The sequence below is a fragment of the Polynucleobacter sp. UK-Gri1-W3 genome (assembly GCF_018881595.1).
In the GTDB taxonomy this organism is placed as follows: Bacteria; Pseudomonadota; Gammaproteobacteria; order Burkholderiales; family Burkholderiaceae; genus Polynucleobacter.
The window spans coordinates 241,439-253,856 of record NZ_JACVQA010000006.1 but is presented as its reverse complement, the minus strand read 5'-3'; the positions used below and the strand labels follow the sequence as shown (position 1 = coordinate 253,856).

Annotated in this window: 11 protein-coding genes; 1 reads left to right on the top strand and 10 read right to left on the bottom strand. The window is 46.6% G+C overall.

The genetic code is table 11. The features are described from left to right. Positions 1 to 45 precede the first annotated feature (45 nt). From ICN36_RS06575 to ICN36_RS06555, 5 genes are all read right to left on the bottom strand, one after another. On the bottom strand, positions 46 to 1,833 hold the full coding sequence (locus ICN36_RS06575; protein WP_216227557.1) for an acyl-CoA dehydrogenase: 1,788 nt from the start codon (positions 1,831 to 1,833) through the stop codon (positions 46 to 48). A 49-nt stretch (positions 1,834 to 1,882) separates the two neighbouring features. Next, positions 1,883 to 2,818, bottom strand: a complete 936-nt coding sequence (locus ICN36_RS06570; RefSeq protein WP_216227556.1) for an electron transfer flavoprotein subunit alpha/FixB family protein — start codon at positions 2,816 to 2,818, stop codon at positions 1,883 to 1,885. Then, positions 2,819 to 3,568, bottom strand: coding sequence for an electron transfer flavoprotein subunit beta/FixA family protein (locus ICN36_RS06565; RefSeq protein ID WP_216227555.1), 750 nt, complete (start codon positions 3,566 to 3,568; stop codon positions 2,819 to 2,821). An 87-nt stretch (positions 3,569 to 3,655) separates the two neighbouring features. Continuing rightward, entirely contained in the window at positions 3,656 to 5,308 is a 1,653-nt protein-coding gene (locus tag ICN36_RS06560) for an acyl-CoA synthetase (protein ID WP_216227554.1), read from the bottom strand. Positions 5,309 to 5,322: 14 nt separating this feature from the next. Continuing rightward, positions 5,323 to 6,243 carry a histone deacetylase family protein gene (locus ICN36_RS06555; protein WP_216227553.1) on the bottom strand — a complete coding sequence of 307 codons (921 nt, stop codon included), beginning with the start codon at positions 6,241 to 6,243 and terminating at the stop codon, positions 5,323 to 5,325. Positions 6,244 to 6,326: 83 nt separating this feature from the next. Between ICN36_RS06555 and ICN36_RS06550 the strand changes: the two genes are divergently transcribed. Continuing rightward, positions 6,327 to 7,583, top strand: coding sequence for a lytic transglycosylase domain-containing protein (locus ICN36_RS06550; protein ID WP_216227552.1), 1,257 nt, complete (start codon positions 6,327 to 6,329; stop codon positions 7,581 to 7,583). Here the strand turns inward: ICN36_RS06550 and cysM are convergent. From cysM to ICN36_RS06525, 5 genes are all read right to left on the bottom strand, one after another. Further along, positions 7,580 to 8,491, bottom strand: a complete 912-nt coding sequence (gene cysM, locus ICN36_RS06545; RefSeq protein ID WP_216227551.1) for a cysteine synthase CysM — start codon at positions 8,489 to 8,491, stop codon at positions 7,580 to 7,582. The genes ICN36_RS06550 and cysM overlap by 4 nt on opposite strands. 41 nt (positions 8,492 to 8,532) lie before the next feature. Then, positions 8,533 to 8,961: a helix-hairpin-helix domain-containing protein gene (locus ICN36_RS06540; RefSeq protein ID WP_216227550.1), complete on the bottom strand. Its 429-nt coding sequence runs from the start codon at positions 8,959 to 8,961 to the stop codon at positions 8,533 to 8,535. 88 nt (positions 8,962 to 9,049) lie between these two features. After that, a complete protein-coding gene (rfaD, locus tag ICN36_RS06535) occupies positions 9,050 to 10,069 on the bottom strand; it encodes an ADP-glyceromanno-heptose 6-epimerase (RefSeq protein ID WP_216227549.1) in 1,020 nt (339 codons plus the stop codon). Continuing rightward, on the bottom strand, positions 10,066 to 10,995 hold the full coding sequence (gene rfaE1, locus ICN36_RS06530; RefSeq protein WP_216227548.1) for a D-glycero-beta-D-manno-heptose-7-phosphate kinase: 930 nt from the start codon (positions 10,993 to 10,995) through the stop codon (positions 10,066 to 10,068). The genes rfaD and rfaE1 overlap by 4 nt, the downstream gene beginning before the upstream one ends. Positions 10,996 to 11,050: 55 nt before the next feature. Further along, complete coding sequence (locus ICN36_RS06525) at positions 11,051 to 12,415, bottom strand: UDP-glucose/GDP-mannose dehydrogenase family protein (RefSeq protein ID WP_216227547.1); 1,365 nt, start codon at positions 12,413 to 12,415, stop codon at positions 11,051 to 11,053. Positions 12,416 to 12,418: the final 3 nt, after the last annotated feature.

Sequence of the window (12,418 nt, the reverse complement as noted above, 5' to 3'; positions counted from 1 at the left end):
GCAAGAGCCGCTCTTTAGAGCGGTTTTTTATTTTCCCTAACTCTTTTAGAACTGCTCTACTTCTAAAGCGTTTGTAGAGTGGCCACTTTCCACAATTGAGGTAGCAAGAGCTTGGGCCTGGGGCATGAGATTCTCTGCAAAGAATCGCGCAGTAGCAATCTTGGCATCATAGAACATTGGATCGCTATCACGTAAGCGTTCAGCAGCTAAAAGTGCCCTCGCCATCTGCCAACCACCTAAGACCAAACCAGATAAGCGAAGGTAGGCAAAGCTGCCTGCATAGACAGCCTTGATATCAGTCTTTGCATTTGCCACGACATAAGCAACCGCTTGCTCAAATGCAGCACGCGCCAATGTAAGTTGCTTGAGTACAGCTTTAGCGTCATCACTTCCACTTGCAGCCAAATCTTTTTCAGTAGCCGCGATTCTTTGGGATAACTCTTTTGCAATCGCGCCACCATCACGCACTGTTTTTCTACCGACCAAGTCATTCGCCTGAATCGCAGTAGTACCTTCGTAAATCGTCAAAATACGCGCATCACGGTAGTACTGCGCTGCACCAGTCTCTTCAATGAAGCCCATACCGCCATGCACTTGCACACCTAAGCTTGCCACTTCAATTGACATCTCTGTAGAGAAGCCCTTAACAATCGGCACCAAGAATTCATAAATTGCTTGATTAGCTTTACGCACTCCTTCATCAGGAGCAGCATGCTGGGTATCATAAGCAGAAGCAGCGTAGTAAGCCAAAGCACGTGATGCCTCGGTATAAGCGCGCATTGTCATGAGCATGCGCTTCACATCGGGTTGATGAATAATTGCTACCGGACCAGGTGAACCAGCCAAATCTCTGCTTTGTACACGATCTTTAGCATATTGCACTGCCTTTTGATAAGCGCGCTCTGCCACTGCAATCCCTTGCATACCTACTGCAAAGCGAGCCGCATTCATCATCACAAACATATATTCAAGACCGCGGTTTTCTTCGCCCACTAAATAGCCAACTGCACCACCATGATCGCCAAACTGTAGAACCGCTGTTGGACTCGCTTTAATACCGAGCTTATGCTCGATCGAAACGCAATGCACATCATTACGTTCACCTAATGAACCATCTTTGTTCACCATAAACTTCGGTACCACGAATAATGAAATGCCCTTCACGCCTTCTGGTGCATCAGGTGTTCTTGCTAGCACCAAATGGATAATATTCTTAGCCATATCGTGCTCACCATAGGTGATGTAGATTTTGGTGCCAAATATTCTGTAAGTACCATCACCTTCAGGAACAGCACGTGATCGCACCATCGCCAGATCAGAGCCAGCTTGTGGCTCTGTCAAATTCATTGTTCCAGTCCACTCACCAGAAATCATCTTCGGCACATATTGCTCTTGAAGTTCTGGGCTAGCGGCGGTTAAAAGAGCCTCAATAGCGCCATCAGTAAGTAATGGGCAGAGCGCAAAAGAAAGATTGGCTGCATTTACCATCTCTAAGCAAGCAGTGGAGATCAATTTTGGCAAACCTTGTCCACCAAACTCTGCTGGATGAATGACACCCTGCCACCCTGCAGCAGCGTATTGCTCAAAAGCATTCTTAAAACCAGGAGTGGTGGTTACTACACCGTCTTTTAAGGAGCTTGGGTTTTGATCACCAGCCCAATTAAGGGGCGCAACAACGTCTTGATTGAATTTAGCAGACTCTTCCAAAATAGCCGGAGCAAGATCAACATCAGCGCCCGCCTCAGCATAAGAAGGATAGGCAACAACATCCGATAGCCCAGCTAGTTCATTCATGACAAACAACATATCTTTCACTGGGGCTAAGTATGGCATTACAACTCCTCTTTATTCGATTTGATTCTCAATTCAACGGCTAAGTGAATCAACCAAGCGCTTTGGTTAACTCAGGTACGGCAGTATTTAAATCTGCCACTAGACCATAGTCAGCTACACCAAAGATTGGCGCCTCTGGATCTTTATTAATTGCCACAATAACTTTGGAATCTTTCATGCCAGCTAAATGCTGGATGGCGCCTGAGATACCTACAGCAATGTAAAGCTGTGGGGCTACAATCTTACCGGTCTGACCTACTTGATAGTCATTCGGAACGTAACCCGCATCAACAGCAGCGCGAGACGCACCCAAAGCAGCACCTAGCTTGTCAGCTAATGGGGCAATGAGTTCTTGATACTTTTCACCAGAACCCAAACCACGGCCACCAGATACGATGATCTTGGCAGCAGTCAATTCTGGACGATCCGATTTGGTCAGCTCGCGACCAACAAAAGAGGATTGCGCCTTACTGTTGGCAGCAGCTACTTTTTCTACAGCAGCTGAACCACCTGTGGCCGCTACAGGATCAAAACCAGTAGTGCGAACTGTGATGACTTTGATTGGATCAGCAGATTGCACGGTGGCAATCGCATTACCCGCATAAATCGGACGCTCAAAAGTATCCGCAGAAATCACTTTAGTAATATCAGATAACTGAGCTACATCGAGCTTAGCCGCAACACGTGGCAATACGTTTTTGCCGTTAGCAGTTGCAGGAGCGAGGATATGGCTATAGCCATTCGCTATGGAGAGGATCTGTGCAGCCAAAGGTTCAGCCAATTGATCAGCCAAATTAGCCGCATCAATTTGAATGACTTTACGCACGCCAGCGATTTGAGCAGCCGCAGCTGCGGCTGCATCTGCGCCGCTGCCAGCAACCAGTACATCTACCTCTGGGGAGCACTGCAAAGCAGCTGCTACCGCATTGAGGGTTGCTGCTTTTAAAGATTGATTGTCGTGTTCAGCAATAACAAGTGCAGCCATTTAGATCACCTTCGCTTCATTTTTGAGTTTTTCTACCAAGGCTGCTACATCAGCAACCATCACGCCTGCGCTTCGCTTAGGCGGCTCTTCTACCTTGAGTGTTTTGAGGCGCGGAGCAATATCCACACCCAAGTCTTCAGGCTTGACGATATCAATCGTCTTTTTCTTCGCTTTCATGATATTTGGCAAAGTCACATAGCGCGGCTCGTTCAAACGCAAGTCAGTCGTAATCACTGCAGGTAATGTAAGTGCAATAGTTTCTAGACCGCCGTCAACTTCGCGAGTGACAGTAGCCTTGCCATCTGCAACCACTACTTTAGATGCAAAAGTAGCTTGGGGAATATCTAACAAGCTTGCCAACATCTGGCCAGTTTGATTGCTGTCATCGTCAATTGCTTGTTTGCCAAGAATGATGATTTGCGCCTGCTCTTTATCGGAGAGCGCTTTTAGAATCTTCGCAACCGCTAAAGGTTGTAGCTCTGCATCCGTCTCTACCAAGATTGCGCGATCAGCGCCAATAGCTAATGCAGTACGCAAAGTTTCTTGGCATTGAGTAGCACCAGCAGTCACTACAAGCACCTCAGTTGCTACACCTGCTTCTTTTAAACGCACCGCCTCTTCAACAGCGATTTCGTCAAAGGGATTCATACTCATTTTGACGTTGGCTAAATCTACGCCTGAGTTATCTGATTTCACCCGAATTTTGACGTTGTAATCAACAACACGTTTTACAGCTACTAAGATCTTCATCCTACGAACCTCTCCAATATGTATATATCGAGGATAAACCCTCAATAAAAAGCACGATCGTTTTATTTTACCCGATTATTTGCCAAATTAAACATCAATTGCGGCAGCTGAACCCGCCTGCTTACGAAGCTCAAACTTCTGAATCTTACCGGTCGAGGTCTTTGGTAATTCACAGAAGACAATCGCTCTAGGAACCTTAAAGCCAGCTAAATGCTGTTTGCAATGAGCAATGATTTCCTCGGCAGTCACCTCTGAACCGGGCTTAATCTCCAAGAAAGCACAAGGGGTCTCACCCCACTTAGGATCTGGTTTGGCAACTACTGCGGCGGCGTTCACTGCAGGGTGTCGATAGAGAACATCTTCAACCTCTACAGAAGAGATATTTTCACCTCCTGAAATGATGATGTCTTTGCTGCGATCTTTCATCTTGACGTAGCCATCTGGATTCATCACAGCCAAGTCACCCGAGTGAAACCAGCCACCCTCAAATGCTTCTTGAGTTGCTTTTTCATTCTTTAAGTAACCCTTCATGGCGATATTGCCCTTGAACATGATTTCACCCATGGTTTCACCATCAGCCGGAACTGGCTGCATTGTTTCTGGATCAAAAACTGCGATTGCTTGTTGCATGTGATAACGCACACCTTGGCGAGCATTTAAACGAGCGCGCTCACCAATATCCAAATCATTCCATTCATCTTGTTTAACGCAGACAGCTGCCGGGCCATATGTTTCTGTTAAACCGTATACATGGGTTAAATCAAAACCCAGCTTTTCCATACCTTCAATAATCGATGCAGGTGGCGCAGCACCAGCAATCAAGCCTTTTACACCCGTAGGAACGCCCGCTTTCAATTCGTCTGGTGCATTGACTAATAAGTTATGCACGATAGGGGCAGCGCAATAGTGACTCACACCATGCTCTTTAATAGCTGCAAAAATATGTTGCGCATCAACGCGTCTTAAGCAGACGTTGACGCCGGCACGGGCAGCAATTGTCCATGGGAAACACCAGCCATTGCAATGGAACATTGGGAGAGTCCAGAGGTATACCGGATGCTTATTAATGTCCCAGTCCAATACGTTTGACACGGCATTGATGGCAGCGCCGCGGTGGTGATATACCACGCCTTTAGGATTGCCAGTTGTGCCTGAAGTGTAGTTCAGGCAAATCGCTTGCCATTCATCTGCTGGCACTTGCCATGCAAAGTTCGGATCGCCTTCAGAAAGCAATTTCTCGTAAGTCAGATTGCCTAGCTTCTCACCAGGAACATCAAACTCACTTTCTTCAACATCGATCACCAAGAAATCACGACCAGATTCTTTCTTGGCAATCTCAAGCGCTTTTTTCATTACCGCTGAAAACTCTGGATCCACAATCACTACTTTTGCTTCACCATGATTGAGCATAAATGCGATAGTCTCTGCATCTAAGCGGGTATTTAAGGCATTCAAAACCGCGCCTGCCATCGGAATACCAAAGTGGGCCTCTACCATTGGGGGTGTATTTGGCAACATTACCGCTACTGTGTCACCCAAACCAATGCCGTGCTTTTGCAAGGCGCTAGCCAAACGAAGGCAACGCTCATAGGTTTGCTTCCAAGTTTGGCGTAACTTTCCATGAATGACGGCAGTCTTATTCGGATAAATTTGCGCCGAACGCTCTAAAAACAGGAGTGGAGTGATTGGGGTGTAGTTGGCAGGATTACGATCCAAGCCTTGTTCATAAATATTTGCCATCTTCAGCCTTTGATTTAAATTTCTGCTAATGCCTTAATGTGAGCCACTACGCTGCGACCTAATGCAGAGAGGTTATAGCCGCCCTCCAAACAACTCACAATGCGGCCTTGCGCATAGTCATTGGCGATTTCTTTTAAACGCTTGGTAATCCAAGCGTAGTCATCTTCCACCAAGCCCATTTGCCCTAGATCATCTTCGCGATGCGCATCAAAGCCTGCTGAAATAATAATGAGCTCAGGCTCAAAATTACGCAAAGCTGGCAACCATCTCTCCTCTACGATCGAACGCACCACATCACCGCGGGTTGCCGCAGGCAAAGGCACGTTGACCATATTGTTGGCATGATCTAAGCCGCTATACGGGTAGAAAGGATGCTGAAAGAAGCTACACATCAAGACATTGGGATCATTAAAAAAAGCTGCTTCTGTGCCGTTGCCATGATGAACGTCAAAGTCAATGATGGCGACACGCTCAATGCCGTAAGTCTCCATTGCGTAACGCGCTGCAATAGCGACGTTATCGAACAAACAAAAACCCATGGAGCGAGTTGGCTCGGCATGATGTCCCGGTGGTCTTACCGCACAGAAGACATTCTCAACCTCACCCTTCATCACAGCATCAACACCAGCAATCGCTGCACCAGCAGCCCTAAGCGCCACTCTATAGGTATGGGGATTCATAATGGTGTCACCATCGAGCATGAAATAGCCGCTCTCAGGAGCACGATCTCGCACAAAAGAAACATGATCCGGACTGTGGACTAACTCCAACTGATCCTCAGTTGCTAAGGGTGCATCTAAATGATGCACGAGGCGGTCAATACCGCTACGAATCATCTGATCGTTGATCGCCTGAATTCGTTCTGGACACTCTGGGTGATGACTACCCATCTCATGTTTCAGAAAGTCTGGGTGAGTTATGTATCCTGTTGTCATTACTCAAAATCCTTAATAGCAAATTTGTAATTTTTATAATCTAATTAAACGTGCTCAATATTCAAAAATCCGAGACCATCTGTATGAACTTTCGCATCCCCTGCTTACTCTTTGCTCTTGCGCTAGCGGGATGCTCCAGCACCCCCACACAGCCACCCCAATCACAACAGTCCATCGTAAACCAGACTGATGATGCAGTCACCGAGGCGCGTTTTAGCCAAAAACTCAATGAACTACTAGGGCAAGTATCTCAGACCCAAGAAATCCCGCTCCCAGCTCTAGAAATGGGCTTCCTAGATGCTAAAACGATTCCCTCGATTCGAAAATTGGTATTACCCCCATCGGGCACTTTCAAGAAAAATTGGCTGGCTTACCGCAAACGCTTTATTGAACCGGTTCGCCTCAAGGCTGGCAGGGCTTTTTGGGAGCAAAACCAGGCCTATTTGAGTCAAGTTGAGCAAGATACAGGGGTGCCCGCAGAAATTATTGTGGCCATTATTGGCATCGAAACCATTTATGGGCGCCAAACTGGTAATTTCAGGGTTAAGGACGTTCTATCTACCTTAGCCTTTAGTTACCCAGATACCCCTAATAAATCAGCTCGAGAGCAACTCTTTAAGGATCAACTCAAAGAACTCATTCTCATGTGCTGGACTGAAGCAGGCGGTAAGCTGCCCTCAAGCAATAGTAGTCAAGGCATCAGTAGTGCACGCTTTAGTGCCTGCCTGAATCAGAACAGCTCTTATGCGGGTGCTATAGGTCTACCGCAGTTTATGCCAAGCAGCATTCGCAGCTTTGCAGTGGATGGTGACGGGGATGGACAAATCGACCTCAAACAAAGTCCCAAAGACGCTATAGCCAGTGTTGCTAACTTCATGAAAAAGCACGGCTGGCAGACAGGCATGCCGATTTCTTTTCAAGTCCAGGTAAGCGGCATTAATGCTGCTAAAGCATTGGCGGATGGTGAGCCACAACTCAAATACACGGTACAAGAGCTTATTGATAAAGGTATTTTGAATAAGCAGCAAGGCGACCTTCAAAGTGGCGGTGTAGAACCTCAAAGCAAGGCCTTCATCGTAGATCTACCCTACCCTGATAAAGATGGTTCAGACCAAGCGCAGTATTTTGTGGGCTTGAATAATTTTCTGACGATTGTTCAGTACAACCGCAGTTACTTCTACGCCCAAAGTGTTGCGGAGTTTGCAGAAGCTTTGGGATATAAAAATCAGAGCGTTGTGCCAGTAGAAAATAATAGCAAGCCGGCCAATAGCAGTAAAAGTGCGGGCGATAAATCAAAGCCTAAGAAAACCAGCGCAAAGAAAAAAGTGAAATCTTCTTAAGCTGGAAAAACCCCAGTAGACAGGTAGCGGTCACCACGGTCGCAGACAATAAAGACAATCGTCGCATTTTCAACTTGACGCGCTATACGTAAGGCCACAACCAAGGCGCCTCCAGCGGAGATGCCACAGAAGATGCCCTCTTGTGCAGCTAGGCGGCGTGCCATCTCTTCAGCATCCGCTTGAGAGACATACTCAATCGCATCAACGCGATCACCTTGATAAATCTTAGGCAAATATGCTGGCGCCCATTTCCGAATGCCGGGAATTTGAGAGCCTTCTTCAGGCTGCGCTCCAATAATCTGAATCGCAGGATTCATAGACTTGAGATAGGTTGAGACACCAGTAATCGTTCCGGTAGTGCCCATCGCAGAAACAAAATGGGTAACCTGCCCATCTGTATCGCGCCAGATCTCAGGGCCCGTAGTCTCGATATGTGCTCTAGGATTATCTGGGTTAGCAAATTGATCGAGTAATCTGCCGCGACCTTCTCTTTGCAATTGCAAGGCGTAATCTCTGGCAAATTCCATGCCACCCGAGGCTGCCGTCAGAATGAGTTCAGCTCCATAAGCTGCCATACTTTGACGGCGTTCAATACTTTGATTTTCTGGCATCACCAAAATCATCTTGTAACCGAGCATCGCAGCAGTCATTGCCAGAGCAATACCTGTATTACCGCTAGTTGCTTCAATTAAAGTATCACCAGGTTTAATTTCACCGCGTTCTTGTGCGCGTGAGATCATCGACAGCGCAGGTCGGTCCTTTACCGACCCGGCTGGATTATTTCCTTCTAACTTACCCAAAATCACATTGTTGCGATTCTCATTCTCAAGACCAGGGATACGCTGTAAGCGCACCAAAGGCGTATTGCCCACAGTCTGCGAAATAGTAAGGTAGGAAGGTTTGCTCATGAAGCCATTTTAGCCATAAGCAAGCCTACACACGAAAGGGTTTAATTTCGGCGACCTGCTCCCGAACGTTCCGGCTGATTGCGAGGATTAGCTTGATTACGAGAACTACGTCGACCAGAGGCGCCGCCCTCTTTCTTGGTCCGGCCGTTCGGCTCCCGAAAGGAACTAGGAGCCTCGATTGTTAAGCCGTTATCGACCATTTTTTCTACTGATTTCATACCAATACCACGCACTCGCTTTTGTAAGTCATTCGCATCCTGAAAATGCCCGCCATCCAAGCGCTCCGCAATGATGGTTTTGGCTTTGGATGGGCCAATGCCTTTGATGCTCTCTAGCTCAGTTTGAGTCGCAGTATTGACGTTAATGGGTGATGCATACGTTACCCCCATACTCGAAATGCATACCGTGAATGCTACTGCTGCAGCTCGAACCAAACTCCAACATCTATCTAGATTTAAATGATCTGTCATGCTTTCTCCTGTAATAAATAAAAAATCCACGCGCACTTAGTGCCCGTGGATGATTTACAACGAGGAGAAACTACTTCTGTTGACTGGCTTACAAAGGGTTGGCCAAGAAACCAGAATTGGCCTCTAACCACTCAATATATTTTCCTACACCTTGCTCAACATTTAAGAAAGGCTCGGCATAGCCCGCAGCCCTAAGCTTAGTGAGGTCTGCTTGAGTAAAGCATTGATATTTACCCCTGAGAGCATCCGGGAATGGAATGTACTCAATTGCTTTTTCTTTAACCAATTCTTGCAGGCTTGCAGAAGCTGCTTTATCGAGCTTACGCATAGAGTTAGCAACAGCATGTGCGACATCATTGAAAGGTTGCGCATGACCGCTACCCAAATTGAAGATGCCGCTGATCTCTGGATGATCCAAGAAGAAGAGATTTACTTTGACCACATCTTCAACAGATACAAAGTCACGACTTTGCTCGCCAGGACCATAGCCATCGTACTCGCCAAAGAGCTTTACATAGCCATTGGCTTTGTATTGGTGGTATTGATGAAATGCAACGGAAGCCATACGGCCCTTATGGGACTCGCGCGGACCATAGACATTAAAGTATCGGAAACCAACCACCTGCGCTGTATTCGCTTTTTCAGCAAAGCGCTTACGCATCACCTGATCAAATAAGAACTTAGAGTATCCATAAATATTGAGCGGCTTCTCATGTTCGCGGCTTTCCACAAAAACATCTGAGCCGCCATAAGTAGCAGCTGATGAAGCGTAGAGCAGTTGCACCTTTTGAGTGGTGCAGATATCCAACAAGTCCATGGTGTAGCGATAGTTATTCGCCATCATGAAAATGCCATCTGTCTCCATGGTGTCAGAACAAGCTCCTTCATGAAATACTGCCCTTACTTTACCTAAACGACCGCTTCTAAAGGCCTCTAGAAATTCATCTTTATCAAGATAATCAATGATGTCTAAATCTGCGAGGTTGCGGTATTTATCAGCGGGGCGTAAATCATCTACTGCGATGATATTTTTCTCACCACGGGCATTAAGTGCTTGAACAATATTGGCGCCAATAAATCCAGCTGCGCCGGTTACGATAATAGTCACTGTAATTCCCCTGAAGTAACGGTGGCAGTTCCCAACTTACCAACAACAATGCCACCTGCACGATTTGCTAATGCCATTGCTTTTTCTAAAGGCCATTTGGCAGCCAAGGCAACTGCTAAGGTAGCAATCACGGTATCACCGGCACCAGACACATCAAAAACTTCGCGCGCTTGGGCTTTGACATGACTCACGCCTGATTCTGTATACAGACTCATCCCATCCTCAGAACGCGTTAAAAGCAAGGCCTGTAGATCAAGAGACTTTCTGAGGTCTTGAGCTTTCTTGGTTAAATCTTCTTCGCTTGTCCATTGACCAACCACCTGACGCAACTCACTGCGATTAGGCGTTAAGACAGTAGCGCCGCGATATTTTTCATAATCCTCGCCCTTAGGGTCAACCAAGATCATTTTATTTTGAGCTCTAGCTTGCTTAATCATGTAAGCAACTTGGCCTAAAGCGCCTTTGCCGTAATCCGACAGAATCACCACATCAGCGTCACCAACGAGCTTTTCAAAACGCTCTAATTTATGGGCCAGCGCTTTTGCACTGGGAGCCTCTTCAAAATCCAAGCGAATGAGCTGTTGCTGACGAGCAATCACGCGCAACTTCACAATGGTGGGAACATCAGCATCAATTTCTAGTTGGCTATCTACTCCGCCTGCTTTCAATAACTCAACTACACGCTTACCGGGCTCATCGTTACCAACAATACCTAAAATAGTCGCTTTAGCATCAAGCGCTGCAACGTTACGGGCTACGTTTGCGGCACCACCAAGACGTTCATCAATCTTGCCCACTTGCACAATTGGCACTGGCGCTTCTGGAGAGATACGATTGGTATCGCCAAACCAATAACGATCCAGCATGACATCACCTACCACCAGTAGGCGGGCTTTAGAAAACTGTTCTCGGTTCGCTTTTTCCATTTGAATACTTTATGTATTTTTATTTTATTTTTAATGCCAATTAATCTAATACTGCTTAATTATGTCGCCCAATACCGTGGTACTCAATACCCAATTCTTGCATAGAAGCAGGCTCATAGAGATTACGGCCATCAAAAATAATCGCACGTTTAAGTTTTTGCATCACTTCATCAAAATCTGGACTTCTAAAGGCTTTCCACTCAGTCGCAATGATGAGAGCATCAGCACCATCTAAGGCGCTCATGGGGTCATCAGTCATTGACACTTGCTTGAGCCCTTCCGGGTTGCCCTTAAAGTCTAACTCTAGGCAATGCCCAGCTTCTGGCATCGCTACTGGATCGTGAGCGATTACCTGGGCGCCACGTTTAACCAATTCTTGAATAATCACGCGGCTAGGTGCTTCGCGCATATCGTCAGTGTTTGGTTTGAAGGCTAGTCCCCATAAAGCAAACTTCATTCCCGTAAGGTCGGCGCCAAAACGCTTCTCGATTTTTTCAACCAAGATGTACTTTTGCAATTCATTAACCGCTTCTACGGCATCAAGGATCTTGAGATCTCGGCCATGCTCTTTAGCAGTCTTTGATAAGGCTGATACATCCTTAGGGAAGCATGAGCCGCCATACCCGGTACCAGAATATAAGAATCCATAGCCAATACGAGTATCTGAACCAATGCCTTGGCGCACCGCTTCAATATCAGCGCCCACTAAGTCCGCCAAATTAGCTAACTCGTTCATAAAGGAAATGCGAGTTGCCAACATGGCATTGGCTGCATATTTAGTAAGCTCTGCACTTTTGACATCCATGTAATACGTACGCTCATGGTGACGATTAAATGGAGCATAGAGCTTGCGCATTTGCTCTTTAGCACGCATTCCTGCAGGAGTAGCCTCAGTGCCAATCACAATACGGTCAGGACGCATAAAGTCTTCAACTGCGGCGCCTTCTTTAAGGAACTCAGGATTTGAAACAACAGAGCAAAGTTCTGGTGAGAGATTTCTTTTTTCCAACTCTTCAGTAATCGCGTCAGATACTTTATCTGCAGTGCCGACTGGAACCGTCGATTTATCAACAATCACTTTAGGAGTGGTCATATGGCGCCCAATATTGCGGGCAGCTGCCACTACATACTGAAGATCAGCCGATCCATCCTCATCCGGAGGCGTGCCGACAGCAATAAATTGAATATCGCCGTGAGCAACAGAAGCAGCGATATCAGTTGAGAACTGCAAGCGGCCAGCAGCTCTGTTACGTTCAATCATCTCTTTAAGACCAGGCTCGTAAATAGGCACCCCACCAGAATTGAGAATCTCAATCTTTTTAGGATCTACGTCAACGCAAAAGACATTGTTGCCCTGTTCAGCCAAACATGCGCCTGTCACGAGACCTACGTAGCCACTGCCGATGATGGTAACTTTCAATCT

What these genes read in the sequence shown, in the direction of transcription:
- ICN36_RS06575 (WP_216227557.1), bottom strand. Translation starts at nt 1,833, where the DNA reads ATGCCATACTTAGCCCCAGTGAAAGATATGTTGTTTGTCATGAATGAA.
- ICN36_RS06570 (WP_216227556.1), bottom strand. Translation starts at nt 2,818, where the DNA reads ATGGCTGCACTTGTTATTGCTGAACACGACAATCAATCTTTAAAAGCA.
- ICN36_RS06565 (WP_216227555.1), bottom strand. Translation starts at nt 3,568, where the DNA reads ATGAAGATCTTAGTAGCTGTAAAACGTGTTGTTGATTACAACGTCAAA.
- ICN36_RS06560 (WP_216227554.1), bottom strand. Translation starts at nt 5,308, where the DNA reads ATGGCAAATATTTATGAACAAGGCTTGGATCGTAATCCTGCCAACTAC.
- ICN36_RS06555 (WP_216227553.1), bottom strand. Translation starts at nt 6,243, where the DNA reads ATGACAACAGGATACATAACTCACCCAGACTTTCTGAAACATGAGATG.
- ICN36_RS06550 (WP_216227552.1), top strand. Translation starts at nt 6,327, where the DNA reads ATGAACTTTCGCATCCCCTGCTTACTCTTTGCTCTTGCGCTAGCGGGA.
- cysM (WP_216227551.1), bottom strand. Translation starts at nt 8,491, where the DNA reads ATGAGCAAACCTTCCTACCTTACTATTTCGCAGACTGTGGGCAATACG.
- ICN36_RS06540 (WP_216227550.1), bottom strand. Translation starts at nt 8,961, where the DNA reads ATGACAGATCATTTAAATCTAGATAGATGTTGGAGTTTGGTTCGAGCT.
- rfaE1 (WP_216227548.1), bottom strand. Translation starts at nt 10,995, where the DNA reads ATGGAAAAAGCGAACCGAGAACAGTTTTCTAAAGCCCGCCTACTGGTG.